This is a genomic window from Streptomyces orinoci, from assembly GCF_003121295.1.
Taxonomy (GTDB): Bacteria; Actinomycetota; Actinomycetes; order Streptomycetales; family Streptomycetaceae; genus Streptomyces; species Streptomyces orinoci.
Genome location: NZ_PHNC01000006.1, coordinates 155,752 through 173,505, shown reverse-complemented (window position 1 = coordinate 173,505; position 17,754 = coordinate 155,752). Strand labels below are relative to the sequence as shown.

Here is a 17,754-nt window from a genome sequence, read left to right as displayed (position 1 = left end):
CATGCCGGGCTTCCGGCCGCTGCGGCATCCGCGATCGAAATCGAGGTTCTGCTTCGTTATGCGCTCCAACCACTCTGGCTATACCCGTCTGTCCAAGGTCCACAAGGTTTCCGCCGCCGCGCTGACGGCCGCCGGTGCGGCTGCCGTGGTGTTCACCGCGGTGGGCGGCGCCTCGGCCGCCGAGCAGTCGGCCGAGGTCAAGCCGGTGGCGTTCAGCGCCAAGGCTTTCGGCCAGGATCACGACGCGGAGCTGGCCAAGCGGGCCGACGCCGCTGCCGCCCAGGCGAAGACGCAGGCCGCGGAGCGCAAGAAGGCCGACGCCGACGCGAAGGCCGCCAAGGCCGCGCGGGAGCGTGCGGACAAGGAGCGTGCCGAGAAGGCCAAGGCGGAGAAGGCCAAGGCCGAGAAGGCCAAGGCCGAGAAGGCGAAGGCCGCCGAGAAGGCCAAGGCCGACAAGGCCGCCAAGGAGCGTGCCGCCAAGGAGGCCGCCAGCCGTTCCGAGGCCCGTAAGCCCATCGCCGCCGCTCCGGCTGCCCCGGCCGCTCCGGCCGCTCCGGCCGCTCCGGCTCCGAAGGTGTACGCGGACAACCTGGACGGCTGGATCAGCCAGGCGCTGGACATCATGCACGCCAAGGGCATCCCCGGCTCCTACGACGGCATCAAGCGCAACATCATGCGTGAGTCGAGCGGTAACCCGCAGGCGATCAATGACTGGGATGTCAACGCCCAGGCCGGTATCCCGTCCAAGGGTCTGCTGCAGATCATCGACCCGACCTTCAAGGCGTTCCATGTGGACGGCACGTCGTGGAACATCTGGGACCCGGTGGCCAACATCGTGGCGTCCTGCAACTACGCGGCCAAGACCTATGGCTCCATGGACAACGTCAACTCCGCGTACTAAAGAAGCGCTCCCTCAGGGCGGCGGCCCCGGCACCCAGCCGGAGCCGCCGCCCTTTTGCCATGTCCGGAAGCACCCGGCGCCGCGGCCCCCTAGCACAGGACGCTCCAGTGGCGCCGGTGACCGCCATCCGGTATGCCCGCTCCGCCGGCCGGCGGAATCCCAGGGTCTTCCCGGGCGCCGCCATCAGGGGTGTTGTGGTGCTCCGCCGAGGAGGAAAGGCCCTGCACCGGGCAATGGTGGGGGAGACCCGCGGGGTGCCTCCGCGGATTTCACCGCCCGCTCTTGGCCCGTTGGAGAACCCGCATGCGCCGTTACGCCAAACGCCTCAGCGCCCGGCTGGGTGCGAGCGTGCTGTTGTCCCTGCCGGGGATCCTCCCGGCCAGCGGTGCCCCCGCCGCCACCGTCCAGCAGGCGTTCCTGGACGCCGCCGCCGAATTCCAGGTGCCCCCGCAGGTACTGCTCGCCCTGAGCTACCAGACCTCCTGGTGGGAGTCCCATACCGGACAGCCCAGCACCAGCGCCGGATACGGCCTGCTCCACCTCACCGATGCCACCGCCGCCGAGGCCGCCACGGCGGACGCCGCCACCCCGGGCGATGCCGCCGCCCGCCCGCCCGCCGAACCGGACCGCGCCCGGTCCGGTGATGCCTCGCTGCACACCCTGGACACCGCCGCCCAGCTGCTGCGCACCCCGGGGGAGCGGCTGCGCACCGAGGACCGGGAGAACATCCGGGGCGGCGCCGCGCTGCTCGCCCAGTACGAGCAGGCGCTGACCGGTGGCCGCCCCCGCGACCCCGCCCAGTGGTACGGGGCGGTGGCCCGCTACAGCCAGGCGCCCGGCCGGAGCGGCGCGGCGGCCTTCGCCGACGAGGTGTACGCCACCATGCGCCGGGGCGCCCACCGGGTGCGCTCCGACGGGCAGGAGGTACGGCTGCCCGCCGACCCCAATGCGGTCCCCGACCGGGGCCAGCTGGCCCGGCTCCGGCTGGCCCCGGACGCCGCCCGGACCGATACCGAGTGCCCCGCGGGCGCCGGCTGCCGGTTCGTACCCGCCGCCGCCGGCAACTACCAGAACACCAACCGGACCGAGAACGGCATCCCCATCGACTACATCGTCATCCATGACGCCGAGGGCAGTTACAGCGGGATGATCGCCACCTTCCAGAACACCGCCGCCCGCACCTCGGCGCACTATGTGGTGCGCTCCTCCGACGGGGCGGTGACCCAGATGGTGGCCACCAAGAACGTGGCCTTCCACAGCGGCAATTACTGGTTTAACCTGCACTCGATCGGCATCGAGCACGAGGGCTTCGCGGCCCAGGGCGCCGCCTGGTTCACCCCCACCCAGTACAAGGCCACCGCCTCCCTGGTGCGTTATCTGGCCGAGCGCTACCACGTCCCGCTGGACCGGCAGCACATCATCGGGCACGACAACGTACCGGGCATCACCCGGGAGGCCGTGGGCGGCATGCACTGGGATCCCGGCCCCTACTGGGACTGGAACGCCTTTATGGACCTGCTGCAGGCGCACGATGACGCCGAACCCGAAAGAAGCACCCCCGCCGTCGGATCGGTGGTCACCATCGCGCCCCCCTTCGCCGGCAACAAGCAGACGGTACGGATCTGCCAGCGCGCCCCCAAGTCCCCCAAGAGCGCCAAGTCCCGTCGTCGCACCACCACTTGCAGCAACCAGACCCAGCCCGCCAATCTGCTCTTTGTACACACCTCGCCGGGCAACAGCGCACCGCTCTTCCCCGACCCCGCCATCCACCCGGGAGAGAGCGGCGGCAGCAACGCCATTGAGGACTGGGGGAGTTCGGTCGTCGCCGGGCAGCAGTTCGTGGTCGCCGACCGGCAGGGCGACTGGACAGCCATCTGGTTCTCCGGCCGCAAGGCGTGGTTCTACAACCCGGGCGGCAAATACACCCGCTCCGACGGCGGCACCGCCCGGATCGTCCGGCCCCGCCCCGGGGCCACCGCCATCCCGGTCTATGGCAGCGCCTATCCGGCCGCCGACTCCTACCCCAAGGGCCAGCCGCCCTCCGCGCAGACCGCGCTGGGCCTCTACACCGTCCCCGCCGGGCAGGCGTATGTGGCCACCGCCCCGGCCGCCGAGGCGGACGACTACGCGGCCAAGCAGGGCACCGTGGTGGTCGGCCGGAAGCACTACTACACCGTCCAGCTCAACCACCGGGTGGCCCTGCTCAGCGCGGATGACGTGGAGGAATCCGGCAAGGACGGCTAACGGGCCGGCGGGGCGGCGCACTTCCGCACGGCGGCCACCAGGATCGAGCAGGCGGTGTCCACCACCTCCTCGGTGACATTCAGCGGCGGCAGCACCCGTACCACGCTGTCCGCCCGCCCGCCCAGCTCGGTGATCAGACCATGCCGCAGCGCATGGTCCTGCACCGCCCGTGCGAGCTCGGGCGCCGGGCGGCCGTCCCGGGGATCGGCCAGTTCGACGCCCCACATCAGGCCAAGGCCGCGCACCTCCCGCACCCAGCGGCAGTCGTCCAGCTCCCCCAGGCGCTGCCGGATCTGGGCGCCGCGCGCCCGGACATTGGCCAGCACGCCCTGCTCCCGGATGATGCGTACCGTCTCCACCCCGGCGGCGAAGGCCAGTTGGTTGCCGCGGAACGTTCCGGTGTGCGCGCCCGGCGCCCAGACATCCAGCCGGCGGTCATAGATGATCAGGGCCACCGGGGCGCCGATGCCGCTGAGCGCCTTGGAGGCCACGATCACATCGGGTTCGATGCCGTACTGCTCAAAGGCGAACCAGCTGCCGGTGCGCCCGCAGCCGGTCTGCACCTCGTCCACGATCAGCGGGATGTCCAGCTCACGGGTCAGCTCCCGGACGCGGGTGACGAACTCCAGGCGGGCCGGGATGACGCCGCCCTCACCCTGGACCAGTTCCAGCACCACCGCGGCCGGCAGCGGCACCCCGCCGTTGCCGTCGTGCAGCGAACGTTCCAGGAACGCCGCGCAGTTGGTCTCGCAGTCGTCCGGTGACAGCGCCAGCGGGCAGCGGCCGCAGTAGGAGTACGGGAAGAAGTGCACCCCCGGCATGCCGTTGGCCACCGGCTGCTTCTGGGCGACCAGCCCGGTGAGCGCCATGGCGGCATGGCTGCTGCCATGGAAGGCGCCCTGGAAGGCGACCACCTCCCCGCGACCGGTGGCCGTCTTGCACAGCTTCACCGCCGCGTCCACCGCATTGGCTCCGGTGGGCCCGCACAGATGTACCTTCATCCGCTCCCGCAGCGCGGCCGGCAGCATGGACAACTGGGCCTCGACAAAGGCGTCCTTGACCGGAGTGGGGAAGTCCAGGCCATGGGTGAGCCGGGCGGCCTGCCGGGTCACCGCCGCCACCAGCTCCGGGTGGCCATGGCCCAGTGAGAGCACCCCGGCACCGGCCAGGAAGTCGATGAACACATTGCCGTCCACGTCCCGCAGCCAGGGCCCATGCCCCTCCGCCGGTGCGATGGGCAACCGCCGGGGGTAGGTACGGGCGTTGGACTCCCAGTGCCGCTGGCGGGCCAGCAGCTCGGCCGAGCGCGGACCGGGCAGATCCCCGTGCACCCGGGGACCGTGCCAGGCGGTGACATCGGCGGCGGTCATGAGGACTCCCTTGCTGTGCTGGGCCGGTGGCCGGTGCCGGAGGGACAGGGGCGGGCCGGAATGCCGCGCCAGGCGGTCGCCGGGGGCAGGTTCTCGCCCTTCATGACCAGGGAGAGCGCGTCCAGCGAGGCGCCGGCGCCCACCCGGGCGTCATAGAGCACCACACAGCGGGCGCCCACCGAACTGCCTTGGTCCACTTGGACCCTGGACATCTTCATCACCCGGTCCTCGAAGAGATGGGTCTGCAGTGAGGTGGCCCCGGCCACGGCGGCGTCATCCCCGATGGACACCAGGTCGAACTCGGTGACAAAGGTGGTGTCGATCCAGCAGCGCCGCCCCGCCCGCACCCCGAACAGGCGAAGTACCGGCGCCATAAAGGGCGTTCCGGCCACCAGGCCCACCAGCGCGGGCACCACCAGGTTCTCGTAGAGGCCGGTGATCAGCTCGGTGCGGCGGACCCAGACGCTCCACAGCGGTTCGGTACGCGGCCGGTAGCGGCCGATCACCAGCCATTTGAGGGCCGCCACCACCAGGGTGCAGGCCAGCCCGGAGGCCAGCAGCAGGGCGGGGGACAGGGCGAGCAGGACGAGCGGCGGCAGCCGGCGGGCGAGGGTGACCATGGTGTACAGCAGGGCCAGCAGGCCCGCCCCGCCGATGGTGGCGGGCAGGGTGACCCGCAGATACTCGATGGCCAGCCGGGCCGCGATCAGTCCCCGGGTGGGGGCGAAGGTGTACTTGGCCGGGAAGCCGGGGCTGGCCTCCCGGCGGGGCAGGAACAGCGCGGGCGAACCCAGCCAGGTGGTCTCCGGCTCGATGGGCCCGTCCGGCGCCACCGAGTGCACCCCCAGCAGGCTCCGGTCGCCCAGCCGGCAACCCCCGGGCAGCAGCGCCCCGTTGCCCACGAAGGCACGGTCGCCCACGGTGGCCGGGGCCAGGGCGATCCGGCCGCGGTGGAAGACCGCCGGAGCCACCACGGAGATATCGGCGACAAAGCTGCGCTCACCGATCTCCAGCAGGTCGGGATCGACAAAGCTGACCGTGGCCACCTCCGCCCAGCGCCCGGTGCGCGCCCCCAGGGCCCTGAGGAAGGGCACCAGGTAGAGGGTGGAGTACAGGGAGTGGGTGAGGGTGAGGCTGAGTGTCATCATCCCGTCGGCGATCCACTTGGCCGCGCCGAAGGGGCTGCGCTCGGCATGGATGCCGGTACGGGCCCGGGGCAGCAGGCCGCGTTTGACGGCCACCACCAGCAGACAGGTGGTCAGCGGGACCAGCGGCCCGGAGACCGCCAACGAGGCCAGCGCCAGGGGCAGTCCGCCCCGGGCGGCCGCCCAGCCGGTCAGCACCGCGCCCGGCGCCGGCACCAGCAGCGGTGCCAGTACCAGCAGCAGCGCCCCCAGGGCGTAGCAGACCAGCACCCGGACCGGCCAGGGGCGCCGGTCCGCGGCGGCCTCCAACTCCGCGATCAGCGCCGGCTTCCCGCCCTGTGGCGTGGCGGGCGAACCGGCCCAGTAGGCGCCGTCCGGGACGCTGACATCGGCGGGCACCAGTGACTGGGCTCCCACCACCGCCCCCCGGCCCAGCCCGGCCCCCGGCAGCAGCACACTGTTGGTGCCCAGACAGCTGCCCGGCCCCAGGGTCACCGGCGCCAGCCGCAGCCGGCCGCCCTCGACCGCGAAGGGCTGCACCTGTGCCCCGTAGCCGACGCTGCACTCATCACCGAAGGAGACCAGCGCGGGCACCGCGGGCACGGTGGCCAGATGGCAGCCATGGCCCACCCTGGCTCCCAGCAGCCGCAGAAAGGGCGCCAGGAACGGCGATCCGGCCAGGGCCCGGGCGGGGGAGAGGGCCAGCACCTTGCCATGCAGCCAGAACCGCAGATGGATCCGGCCCCACAGCGGATACCAGCCCGGCCGGACGCGGCCCATCAGCAGCCGGGCGCCCACCGCGGGCAGCACCACCAGATCCACCGCCATCCAGGCCAGATCCAGCGGGATGAACGCCGCCCAGCCCAGATGGGCCAGTACGGCCAGGGCGCCCGGTCCGTCCGCCACGCGCGTCGGCAGGCCCACGGTGGTGCACAGCCGGTAGAACAGCGCCAGCACCGGCGCGCTGAGCAGCAGCAACCAGCCACAGAAGAGCGTGAGCTGGGCCAGCCCGAAGGTCCATACCCGGGCGGTGGAATGCCGCCGGGGCGGTGGCGCCGGTACCGCGGGGCACTGCCGGGCGGAGTGCTGGGCGGCCGCCGCACAGGAGGCCAGGGAGCGGATGGTGGGATGGGCGTAGAGGTCGCCCATGGCCAGCTGCCGCAGCCCGGGTTCCCGGCGCAGCCGGGAGATCAGCCTGGCCGCGGCCATTGAGTGGCCGCCCAGGTCACAGAAGAAGTCGTCGTCCACCGAGACCTCGGCCAGGCCCAGGATCTCCCGCCAGACGGAGGCCAGTTGGCGCTCCAGCGCGGTGGCCGGGGCGACCGGTTCGGTGCGGCGGCGGCCGAAGGGGGCCGAGGCGGGGGCGGGCAGCCGGGAGCGGTCCACCTTGTCGGCGGCCAGCAGCGGCAGTTCGTCCAGGATCTCCACAAAGGCGGGGATCATATAGTCCGGGAGCCGGCGGCGCAGGGCGGTGTGCAGCCGGCCGCGCAGCTCCTCCTCGTCCTGGCTGCCGCGTGGAGCGGTGAGGGTGAGATAGCCGACGAGGTCCTGGGCGGAGCCGTTCACCTGGCGGGGGACGACCACGGCGTTCTCCACCGCGGGGTCGGCGCGCAGCAGTTGCTCGATCTCGGCGCACTCGATGCGATAACCGCGGATCTTGACCTGGGTGTCCACCCGGCCCAGGTACTCGATCTCCCCGGCCGGGGTGATCCGGCCCAGGTCTCCGGTGCGGTAGAGGCGGGGGACGGTGGCCCGGTCGGCGGCCACCGGGTTGGCTATAAAGCGCTCGGCGGTCAGTTCCGGCCGGTTGAGATAGCCGGTGGCCACTCCGGGGCCGCCCACACAGATCTCGCCCTCGGCGCCGTCCGGCACCGGCCGCAGCCGCTGGTCCAGGATGGCGATCCGGTAACCGGGCAGCGGGCGGCCGATGGTCACCGGCCGGCCGGGGCGCAGTTCGGCGCAGGTGGCGGTGACGGTGGACTCGGTGGGGCCATAGGCGTTGAGGATCCGTCGCCCCCGTCGCGACCAGCGGCGCACCAGGTCCGGCGGGCATGCCTCGCCACTGACCAACAGGGTGCGCAGGGCGGGCAGTTCACCCTCGATGGTGGTGAGCAGGGTGGGCACACAGCACAGCACGGTGATGGCGTGCCGGGCCAGGAACTCGGTGAGCCCCTGGCCCACCCGGCGGTCGTCACCGGGCCCCGCGTAGAGGGTGGCCCCGGCGATCCAGGCGGGCCAGATCTCCTCGATGGAGAAGTCAAAGGCCAGCGAGAGTCCCTGGTAGACGCGGTCCTGCCGGCGCACCCGGTAGACGGGGGCGGCCGCGTTGAGGAAGCTGACGATATTGGCGTGGCTGATCACCACTCCCTTGGGGCGGCCGGTGGTGCCCGAGGTGTAGATGACATAGCAGGGCGCGGAGGAATCGCGCAGCGGCCGCAGCCGGCCTTCGGGCCGCGCCGCCAACTTCTCTTCCCATAGGTCGAGTTCGAGCACCGGGCAGCCCGCGTCCCGGGTCTGCTCGCGCCGGGCGGAGGTGGTCAGCAGCTCGCTGAGCTCGGCGTCCTGGGCGATATGGCGCACCCGGCCGGCCGGGAAGGACGGGTCCAGGGGCACATAGGCCGCACCCGTCTTCAGTACGGCCAGCAGGCCGGCATAGGTGTACGCGGACCGGTCGAGCAGAAGGCCCACCGTGCTGCCCGCGCCGATCCCGTGCTCCTTGAGCAGATGGGCCAGCCGGTTGGCGCGGCGGTCCAGCTCCGCGTAGGTCAGCTCCTCGTCCTCGCAGACCACCGCCAGGGCGTCCGGAGTCCGGTCGCAGGTCTGCTCGAAGAATTCCGGAAGAAATCGTACGGGCGGTGGGGGGTTTTCCTGTTCGAGTCTGCCGGGCCTTTCCTCCGGGTGCACCGCCCGGTGTTCCGGGGTCGCTTTGGTGTAGGGCACTTACCCCCCTCGCGAATTCGGGAATGCGGTCACACCACCGCCGGATCCCGGACTTTGCCGATCCGGATGTCCGGGGGCGGGGTGCGAGGAAGCTAGGGGGTTGAGGCCAGGGCCGACAGCGGTAATCCGGCCAACGTCCTCCCTGCCGGGAGGGGGTCACATGGGTACCGAGGAGCGGGGCGCCAGTCATCTGGCGGGACTCATGGGTCGCACGACCTGCACGAAAGAATGAAGCGCGGAATGGAGTTGACGATCGAAGGGGGTATAGCGGACTCAACTGACGGGCGGGATCCGGCCAGTTATCGCCGGGCAGCCGGAAAGGCAGGCAAAGAATGCGTACGGAGCCGGCCTGCTGCGTAAATGCCGCCCAAAAAGCGGGTCGGTGAAGTGCACGGAAGGTAATCGGCGGCGGGGCTGCGGTAGTTGCCGGGGCGCGGCACCGTTTCGGCGCGTGGGCGGGGCGCGCCCGCCACAGGCGGAAAACGGCACCGCACCCGGCGGCACCGCTCGGCCCTCACCCCCGCAGGAACTCCAGGACATCCGCCACCTCTGTAGTCGTTTGCCCCTTCCATATGACCCGCCGTTGGTAGGGTCGTGGCTGTGCAGCTGCGCTACAACTACCGTGCCTACCCGGATACTTGCCGGCGCCGGGCGCTGGCGCGGGCGTTCGGGTGTGCCCGGGTGGTGTGGAACGACTGCCTGCGCGACCACAATGCAGCCCGCAACGTCCTGTTCGAAGGATGCCGAATCGTCGCCGCCGAACGGGCGGAGACGCAAAACGCCTCGTGGAGCGCCGGTAAGACCAGGGCGAAAGTCCCGGCACAGCGCGGTGAAGCAGGAAGCCCCCGGAAGGGTCAGCCGACCCAGGCCGGAACCCCTGGCCATTGGACCAGGGAGCACGTCAACTCCGGGGTCATGTTCCAAACCCGTAAAGGGCGCCAGGCGCTTGCGCGGCCCCGGCGGTCCGGAGCTATACGCTCCGGCAGCTCAGGCCCGGCCCGGCAGAGGGGAACCCATGATGAACGGCAACGACGGCGCGACCGGCCGCTGGCAGCGGCTGTCCCGGGAAACGCTGTACGACCTCCCGGGGCTGCGGCTGCACCGGGACCGGGTGACCCAACCGGACGGTGCCACCGGCGACTTCCGGGTGCTGGACATTCCGGACTGCGCACTGACCGTCGCCGTGGACGAGGCGGAGCGGATCGCCCTGGTCCGCTATGGCACCTATCTGCACGGCGAGATGCTGACCCCGCCCGGCGGCCGGGTCGAGCCCGGCGAGAGCCCCGAGGCCGCGGCACGGCGGGAACTGGCCGAGGAGGCCGGGATCACCGCCGCGTCCTGGCACAAGCTGGGAACCGTGGCGCTGATGACCAATAGCACCTCCCGGCTGCATATGTTCCTCGCCACCGGCCTGACGCTCGGCGAACAGCAGCTCTCGGGCACCGAGGCCGGAATGAAGCTGGAGTGGTGGGAACTGCCGGACGCCGTGCGGGCCGCCCTGGACGGGCGGATGCGGCTGTCGGGGGCGGCGCTGTCGGTATTGATGTACGCGCACCGGGCCACGGGTGGTTCCGTTTAGCCCCGCTTATGCGTAGCGGTTGTTGGGCGGTGGGTGAGATCGGGGGGTGTGGAGTGTGAGCCCGCCCATGAGACCCACGTCACTTACGAGCCTCTTTCGTGATAACCGAACGCGTGGGATGGCGAATTGGCGGAAGTGGTGTGCCCTCTGCATGGGGTTCTTTCGTAGGTCACACCCTTTGCCAGGGGGTTTTTGCGTCGCTAAGACTGGTCGGGTCGCAGGGCGCCGTCGGATCGAGACGCGGCGCTTCTTTCGCGCCGATGAGGGCCGCTGCGGCAGATTCCCCCCACTGGAAGGTTCAGCTCACTTATGCGTTCTGGCTATACCCACCTGACCAAGGCCCACAAGTTCGCCGCCGCCGGTATCGCCACCGCTGGTGCCGCCGCCCTCGCCCTGGGCGTGGCGGGCACCGCTTCGGCCGCCGAGTCCACCTCGGTCAAGCCGGTCGCATGGAATGCGCAGACCTTCTCCGGTGCGGGCCAGACCGAGCTGACCCAGCTGTCGGACACCGCCGCCGCCCAGGCCAAGGCCCAGGCCGCCACGGTCAAGGCCACCGCCGCCAAGAAGCAGGCCGACGCCAAGAAGCAGGCCGACGCCAAGGCCGCCGAGAAGGCCAAGGCCGCCGAGAAGGCGCACGCCGCCAAGGCCGCCGCCGGCCGCTCCGAGGCCCGCAAGCCCATCGCCGCCGCTCCGGCCGCCCCGGCCGCTCCCGCTCCCAAGGCGTACGCCGACAACCTGGACGGCTGGATCAACCAGGCGCTGGACATCATGCACGCCAAGGGCATCCCCGGTTCCTACGACGGCATCAAGCGCAACATCATGCGTGAGTCGAGCGGCAACCCCCAGTCGATCAACGACTGGGACGTCAACGCCCAGGCCGGTATCCCGTCCAAGGGTCTGCTGCAGATCATCGACCCCACCTTCAAGGCCTTCCACGTGGACGGCACCTCGTGGAACATCTGGGACCCGGTGGCCAACATCGTGGCGTCCTGCAACTACGCGGCCAAGACCTATGGCTCCATGGACAACGTCAACTCCGCGTACTAAAAAAGCGCTCCCTCAGGGCGGCGGCCCCGGCACCCAGCCGGAGCCGCCGCCCTACGCATATCCGCCCCCCTCGGCGTCGTGCACCAGCAGAGCGATCTGCACCCGGTTGTTGAGGTCCAGCTTGGTGAGGATGCGCGAGACATGGGCCTTGACCGTGGGCACCGACATATAGCGTTCAGCCGCGATCTCCGCATTGGTACGGCCCTGGCCGACCGCCCGGGCGACCTCCAGTTCCCGCTCACCCAGCAGGGCCAGCCGCTCCCTGGCGCGGGCCGCCCGGGAGCCCTGGGCTTCGCCGTCGGCGGCCACCCGGGCCATCAGACGCCGGGTGACGGCCGGGGAGAGCACCGGGTCACCGGCCGCCACCCTGCGGATCGCCTCCACAATCTGCTGCGGCGGGGTGTCCTTCAGTACGAACCCGGCGGCGCCCGCGCGCAGTGCCCGCAGCACATTGCGGTCGGTGTCAAAGGTGGTCAGCACAATGACCTCGGGCGGCCGCGGCAGTCCCCGCAGTTCCTCGGTGGCGGCCAGCCCGTCCACCCTCGGCATGCGGATGTCCATCAGCACCACCTGGGGCGAGTGCCGGGCGACCAGGTCCCGTACCTCCGCCCCGTCGGCCGCCTCCGCGACCACCTCCAGGTCCGGAGCGCCGCCGAACATCAGGCGCAGTCCGGCTCGTACCAGGGGGTCGTCATCGACCAGGAGCACATGGATCGGGGCGGGCGGGGTCAAGGGCGGCCTCACGGTCGGGGAGTGGGTTGTTCATGGTCCGCCGGCCAGGTAGCCAGGCGGCCAGCCGGAACTCCGTGCCCACCCTGCCGTGCTCCAGCCGTCCGCCGGCCAGTTCGGCAAGCCCTATCAGCCCCTGACCGGCACCCGGTATGGCGTCGGCGGTGCGCCCGCCGGGTACTGCGTTGCGCACCTCCACGCTCAGCCCGCCGCCCGGGCGGCCGGTGACCGCCACTCTTACCGCCTGCTCGGGGGCGTGTTTGCGGGCACTGGTCAGACCTTCCTGGACCACGCGATAGACGGTGCGGCCCAGGGCCGCGGGAGGGGACGGCAGGGTGCCCGGCCAGTAGTCGATGTGCATGCCGGCCTGTCTGGACTCCTCGACCAGTAGCGGCAGTTCACTCAGCGTGGGCTGGGGGCGGGGATCGCCCTCGGGAGCCCTGAGCACCCCGATGACCTCGCGGAGGTCCTGGAGTGCCTGGTGGGCGCTGGCCCGGATGACGCCCGCCGCCCGGCCGATCTCCTCGGCGGGGGCGCCGGGGTGGTACTCCAGGGCTCCGGCGTGGACGCTCAGCAGGGACAGCCGGTGGGCGAGCACATCGTGCATCTCCCGGGCGATCTCCTCGCGCGCCTGCCGCCGCGCCCGGTCCGCGCGCAGCTCCGCCTCCGTCTCGGCGCGCTCGGCCCGTTCCCGCAGCGAGGCGATCAGCTGCTGCCGGGCCCGCCGGAACAGCCCCCAGCCCAGGGCGCCGGCGAGCAGGGCGAAATAGGTGACCGCGGAACCGGCGCGGTTCTCCCTTAGGGGTGCCCCTCAAGGGCGCCTTCGGCGCACCAGTCGCATTGGCAGTGTCCGGGGTGCCAGCACGCTGCGGGCCGCCGCGTGGACCAAGTGGCCCGGCAGCGGGCGTAGTTGCCAGTGGGACGCGATGGTGGTCAGGGCCACGGTGGTTTCGGTGAGGGCGAAGGACTCGCCGATACAGCGAGTGGGCCCGGCGCCGAAGGGGAGGAAGGCGGCCCGGGCCCGCCGGTCCGTCCCGCCCGGCAGCCAGCGCTCCGGGCGGAAGCGTTCCGGCTCGGGGTGGAGGTCGGGCCGGTGGTGCAGCACATAGGGGCTGAACAGCAGGGTGGCCCCGGCCGGGAGCCGGTGGCCGGCCAGCATGGTCTCCCGGGTGACGGTGCGCGGGATGGCCCAGGCGGGCGGATAGAGGCGCAGGGACTCCTTCACCACCCGGTGGACATGGTCCAGTGCGGCCGGGTCCGGCCCGCCCGAGTCCAGCCCGGCGTGCAGTTCCGCCTCGGCGTCCGGGTGGGCGGCCAGCAGATGCCAGGTCCAGGACAGGGCGGCCGAGGTGGTCTCCGCCCCGGCGAGCACCAGCACCGCGATCTGGTCGGCCAGCTCGGCCTCGCTCAGCCCGCCTTGCCGGCCGTCCCGGGCCTCCAGCAGGGCGGACAGCAGGTCCGGCCCGCCGGCCGGGCGGCGCCGGGCCTCGTCGATGAGCTGCCGCACATAGTGCCGCCAGCGGACCAGGGCCCGGTCGAAGCGGCGGTTGGCGGGGGTGGGCAGGACGGTGGACAGCGGCAACAGGGCCCGGGTGTAGGAGCCGCGCAGAAAGACATCCAGGCACTGCCGCAGCGCGGCGGTGGTCCCGGGGCCGATCCGGGAGGAGAAGAGCGTCCGTACCGCCACCGAGACGGTGAGCCCGAACATCGCGTCCACCACGTCGATCACCTGGCCATGGCACCAGCGGTCCGCCAGCGCCGCGCTCTCCTCCTCCATCACCGTCCGGTAGCGCTCCAGCCGCTCTCGCTGGAAGGCCGGCCGCAGCAGCAGACGCTGCCGGTGATGCTCGGCCTGGGGGCAGGTGGCCAGTCCATTGCCCATCTCCGCGCGGATGCGGTCGAACAGCGGGCCGGTGCGGTCGAAGGTATGGCCGTCGGCCAGTGCCCGGCAGGCTGCTTCCGGCCCGCAGGGGACGAAGACCTGCCGCCCGCCGAGCCTGATCCGCACCACCTCGCCCTGGGCGGGCAGGGAGCGCAGAAAGCCCAGGGGATCCCGGGCGAACCGGGGCAGATGGCCGACCAGCGGCCAGGCCGAGGGGGCGGAAGGAGTCATGGGCGCTACGCCTCTCGACGGGGTGGCGGATGCGGCTGTCCACCGGCCTTCCCCGGGCCGGCTCCGGGCAAGCCGGGGGGACTGGCTCCATATGACAGTGGGTACCCGCGATGCGACCATGCGTTCAGTGCCACTGCCGTAGGAAGGAAGCCGCCATGGCCGGATCTGACCTGGGAAGCCTGCTTGAGCCACTGCTCGGCGGAAGCGGCGGTCAATCCGGCGGCAGCCTTCTGGGGTCCCTGCTGGGCGCGCTGGGCAGTGGGGGCGGGCAGTCGCTGGAGGGGCTGATCCAGGAGCTCAACGAGGGCGGACTGGGCGAGAAGACCCGCTCCTGGGTGAGCACCGGCGCCAATCAGCCGGCCACCGGCCCGGAGATCGCCCAGGCGGTCCCCGACCAGGTGCTCAACCATGTGGCCCAGCACTCCGGCCTCTCCCCGGAGCAGGCGGCGGACCGCCTCGCCGAGGCCCTGCCGCAGTTCGTGGACAAGCTCACCCCGGGCGGGGAGATCCCCCAGGGCTCGCTGGAGGACGTCATCCGGCAGCACCTCGGCTAGCGCCGTCGGGGGCGAGCCGACCGGGGGACCGTATGCCCGAAGGTGACACCGTCTGGCGCGTGGCGCGGGAGCTGGAGCGGGCGCTGGGCGGGCAGCGGCTGGTCCGGTGTGATCTGCGGGTGCCCGCGCTGGCGACCGTGGACCTCACCGGGCGGGAGGTCACCGAGGTGGTCTCGCGCGGCAAGCACCTGCTGATCCGGGTCGAGGGCGGCCTCACCCTCCACTCCCATCTGGGCATGGACGGCGCCTGGCGGATCCAGGCAGCCGGGGAGCGCCGCCGCGGCGGGCCGGAGCACCAGGTCAGGGCCGTACTGGGCACTGCCGCCCGCACCGCAGTCGGCTACCGGCTGCCCGTCCTGGACCTGCTGCGCACCGCCGAGGAGGACTCGGTGGTCGGCCACCTCGGCCCCGACCCCCTGGGGCCGGACTGGGATCCGGCCGAGGCCACCCGCCGCCTGCTCGCCGAACCCGCCCGGGCCGTCGGGGAGGCCCTGCTGGACCAGCGCAATCTGGCGGGCGTCGGCAATGTCTACAAGTCCGAGCTGTGCTTTCTGCTGCGGGTGACGCCCTGGCTGCCGGTGGCCCGGGTGCCCCGGCCGGAGCGGATGGCGCCGCTGGCCGCCAAGCTGCTGGAGGTGAACAAGGCCCGTACGGCCCGGATCACCACCGCCGACCGGCGGCCCGAGCACCGGCTGTGGGTGTACGGGCGGGCGGGCCGCCCCTGCCGCCGCTGTGGCACCGCCATCGCGGTGGCCGGCCAGGGGCCGCCGGGCCGGGAGCGGCCCACCTACTGGTGCCGTCACTGCCAGGCGGGTCCCGGGCCGGAGGGCGAGCCGGATGCAGAATCTTGAGCCAAGGCTTGTCAAGTTTCTGCCGCCGGGCTATATAAGAAGTGTCACGCGCATCCGCTCCGACAAAGCGCTGAGGAGGGACCCATGATGCTGATGCGTACTGACCCGTTCCGCGAGTTCGACCGCCTGACCCAGCAGCTGCTGGGCACCGCCGCGCGGCCGGCCGCGATGCCCATGGACGCGTACCGCGACGGCGAGACCTTTGTGATCGAGTTCGACCTGCCCGGTGTGACGCCGGAGAGCATCGACCTCGACGTCGAGCGCAATGTGCTGACCGTCCGGGCCGAACGGCGTCCGACCGCGGGCGAAGGAGTGGAGCTGGTGGCGGCCGAGCGGCCCGCCGGATCCTTCAGCCGGCAGGTCTTCCTGGGCGAGACCCTGGACACCGAGCGCATCGACGCCGCCTATGAGGCGGGTGTGCTGCGGCTGAGGATCCCGGTCGCCGAGCACGCCAAGCCGCGGAAGATCTCCATCAGCGGCGGTGCCGACCGCAAGGAGATCAGCAGCTGACACCGGCGGTCATCCGGCCGTGCCCGCCCCGCGGCGGGCGCGGCCGCCGTCAGCGGCCGACCGCCAGCGTCCGAAGGCGGTTGAGGGCCGCGGCGACCTCGAAACGGCGCGGCACGGCGAAGTCCTCGTCGCGCACCGACAGCAACGGGCCCACCCCCTGGGCCAGTTGCCCGTCCAGCAGATCCAGCGCGGCGGCCAGGGTGCGACTGCCGTCCAGATGCCCGTCCCGCACCAGCAGGGCCAGGGCGTGCCCGACACCCACCACCTGCCGGGAGTCGGCCAGCTGCTCGACCGCCCGCAGATCCACGGTGTGTTCACCGAAGACCAGGGCGTCGGTGCCCCGGGCGCTGACCCGTACCCGGCCGCGCACCACCCCGTCCACGGACGCCGGATCCGGCCTGCGGTGCACCGGGGCCGGGAAGGCGTCCGCCTCGGCCTTGCGCCCGGTGGGCACCGCGGCCAGCTCCCTGGCCCGGGCCGTGACATCACGGGGCCGGTAGCCGTCCATCATCACCACCCGGTCGGCGACCTCCATATAGTCGCCCGAACCGCCCATCACCAGCACGGTGGAGACCCCGTGATCGCGGTGCAGGGAACGCACCAGGTCCACAAAGGGGGTGAGCGGCTCCCGCTCCTTGGCGACCAGCGCCTGCATCCGGGCGTCCCGGATCATCAGATTGGTGGCCGCGGTGTCCTCGTCGATCAGCAGCACCCGGGCCCCCGCCTCCACCGCCTCCACGATGGAGGCCGCCTGGGAGGTGGAGCCGGAGGCATTGTCGGTGCGGAAGTCCGAGGTGTCCTGACCGGTGGGCAGATGGTCCACAAAGGCGTGCAGATCCACCCGCTCGATCCGGCGGCCGTCCTCGGCACGGACCTTTACGGTGTCCGGCCGGGACACCGCCAACTCCCGTCCGTCCCCCGGCACATGGTCATGGATCCCGCTCTCCAGGGCGCGCAGCAGGGTGGACTTGCCATGGAAGCCGCCGCCCACGATCAGGGTGACGCCCTCCGGCACGCCCATCCCCGACACCCGCCCGGCATGCGGCAGTTCCACGTTCACCCGCAGCTCCTCCGGGGAGCGGAAGGGGATCACACCCGGTCCGGTGGCCGCCCGGTCGTCCACCCCGCTACGGCGCGGCAGTACGGCGCCATCGGCCACAAAGGCCACCAGGCCAAGGCCCGGCAGCGCCTCCCGCAGGGCGCAGGAGTCCTCCACCGTCTCGATAAAACGCCGGAGCGCGGCGGGGTCCAACGCCTTGTGGCGCAGGGAAAGTTCGGCCAGCCGGGGCAGACGGCGGCAGAGCAGCTCCTCGGCGGCACGGCCGTCCACCCGGCGCCTGGGGCCGGGCAGCGGCGCGTTCAGCCGCAGGGTCACCGAACCGGGGTCCGCCTCGTCCGGTCCGGCGATCCGGCAGGAGGCCCGCTCCAGGACCTCCTGCCCGCCCGCGTCCACCAGGACCCCGCTGCCGTCCCCGGCCTCGGCGGCGGCCCGCCGCGCCAGAAAGCTCGCCAGAGCACGCCGCCGCAGGGGCGTCAGCCAGAGCTCGGGCGGGAATCCGGCGGCCTCCGAGGTCAGGTGCAGGGCCAGCCGGGCGGGCGGGGCGAAGGGGTCCGCCTGGGCCCTGACGATCTCCAGCACATGGCCGGCGCCGGACCAGCGGCCGGTCAGCGACTTGTAGCGGCCATAGGGAGCGCCGTCCAACCTGCGCAGCACGGAGGAGAGTTCGCCTTCGGGGCGGGGCCGGCGGGTCATGCGTGCTCCTGGGGGCGT

The 17,754-nt window shown here is 72.1% G+C and carries 12 protein-coding genes and 2 pseudogenes; 8 read left to right on the top strand and 6 right to left on the bottom strand.

What is annotated here, in order from left to right; translation table 11 throughout:
- The first annotated feature begins 58 nt into the window (after window positions 1-58).
- Entirely contained in the window at window positions 59-901 is an 843-nt protein-coding gene (locus CV755_RS02685) for a transglycosylase SLT domain-containing protein (protein ID WP_109278482.1), read from the top strand.
- Between the two features lie 303 nt (window positions 902-1,204).
- Window positions 1,205-3,145, top strand: coding sequence for an N-acetylmuramoyl-L-alanine amidase (locus tag CV755_RS02680; RefSeq protein WP_241560922.1), 1,941 nt, complete (start codon window positions 1,205-1,207; stop codon window positions 3,143-3,145).
- Here the strand turns inward: CV755_RS02680 and CV755_RS02675 are convergent.
- Both CV755_RS02675 and CV755_RS02670 read right to left on the bottom strand, forming a co-directional pair.
- Complete coding sequence (locus tag CV755_RS02675) at window positions 3,142-4,515, bottom strand: aspartate aminotransferase family protein (protein ID WP_109278481.1); 1,374 nt, start codon at window positions 4,513-4,515, stop codon at window positions 3,142-3,144. The genes CV755_RS02680 and CV755_RS02675 overlap by 4 nt on opposite strands.
- Entirely contained in the window at window positions 4,512-8,600 is a 4,089-nt protein-coding gene (locus CV755_RS02670) for a Pls/PosA family non-ribosomal peptide synthetase (protein ID WP_241560921.1), read from the bottom strand. The genes CV755_RS02675 and CV755_RS02670 overlap by 4 nt, the downstream gene beginning before the upstream one ends.
- Before the next feature lie 594 nt (window positions 8,601-9,194).
- Between CV755_RS02670 and CV755_RS34485 the strand changes: the two are divergent.
- The 3 genes and pseudogenes from CV755_RS34485 to CV755_RS02655 form a co-directional block, all read left to right on the top strand.
- Window positions 9,195-9,302 (top strand): annotated as a pseudogene (locus tag CV755_RS34485) (helix-turn-helix domain-containing protein); the annotation flags it as partial.
- 313 nt (window positions 9,303-9,615) lie between these two features.
- Window positions 9,616-10,179 carry an NUDIX domain-containing protein gene (locus tag CV755_RS02660; protein ID WP_109278479.1) on the top strand — a complete coding sequence of 188 codons (564 nt, stop codon included), beginning with the start codon at window positions 9,616-9,618 and terminating at the stop codon, window positions 10,177-10,179.
- A gap of 309 nt (window positions 10,180-10,488) precedes the next feature.
- On the top strand, window positions 10,489-11,226 hold the full coding sequence (locus tag CV755_RS02655) for a lysozyme family protein (RefSeq protein WP_109278478.1): 738 nt from the start codon (window positions 10,489-10,491) through the stop codon (window positions 11,224-11,226).
- Between the two features lie 51 nt (window positions 11,227-11,277).
- Here CV755_RS02655 and CV755_RS02650 read toward each other — a convergent pair whose 3' ends face one another.
- From CV755_RS02650 to CV755_RS02640, 3 genes and pseudogenes are all read right to left on the bottom strand, one after another.
- Window positions 11,278-11,958, bottom strand: coding sequence for a response regulator transcription factor (locus CV755_RS02650; RefSeq protein ID WP_109278477.1), 681 nt, complete (start codon window positions 11,956-11,958; stop codon window positions 11,278-11,280).
- Window positions 11,918-12,736: pseudogene (locus CV755_RS02645) on the bottom strand (sensor histidine kinase); the annotation flags it as partial. The pseudogene CV755_RS02645 and the gene CV755_RS02650, both read right to left, overlap by 41 nt.
- Window positions 12,737-12,766: 30 nt before the next feature.
- Window positions 12,767-14,068 (bottom strand): cytochrome P450, encoded by a 1,302-nt coding sequence (locus CV755_RS02640; protein WP_161968578.1) that lies wholly within the window; start codon window positions 14,066-14,068, stop codon window positions 12,767-12,769.
- A gap of 155 nt (window positions 14,069-14,223) precedes the next feature.
- On the opposite strand from CV755_RS02640, the gene CV755_RS02635 reads away from it, so the two are divergent.
- The 3 genes from CV755_RS02635 to CV755_RS02625 all read left to right on the top strand — a co-directional run bounded on the left by CV755_RS02635 (window position 14,224) and on the right by CV755_RS02625 (window position 15,983).
- Entirely contained in the window at window positions 14,224-14,622 is a 399-nt protein-coding gene (locus CV755_RS02635) for a YidB family protein (protein WP_109278474.1), read from the top strand.
- A gap of 32 nt (window positions 14,623-14,654) precedes the next feature.
- Window positions 14,655-15,473 carry a DNA-formamidopyrimidine glycosylase family protein gene (locus CV755_RS02630; protein ID WP_109278473.1) on the top strand — a complete coding sequence of 273 codons (819 nt, stop codon included), beginning with the start codon at window positions 14,655-14,657 and terminating at the stop codon, window positions 15,471-15,473.
- 84 nt (window positions 15,474-15,557) lie between these two features.
- Entirely contained in the window at window positions 15,558-15,983 is a 426-nt protein-coding gene (locus CV755_RS02625) for an Hsp20/alpha crystallin family protein (protein WP_109278472.1), read from the top strand.
- A 49-nt stretch (window positions 15,984-16,032) separates the two neighbouring features.
- Here the strand turns inward: CV755_RS02625 and CV755_RS02620 are convergent, their stop codons facing one another.
- Window positions 16,033-17,736, bottom strand: a complete 1,704-nt coding sequence (locus CV755_RS02620) for an ABC-ATPase domain-containing protein (protein WP_241560920.1) — start codon at window positions 17,734-17,736, stop codon at window positions 16,033-16,035.
- Window positions 17,737-17,754 lie beyond the last annotated feature (18 nt).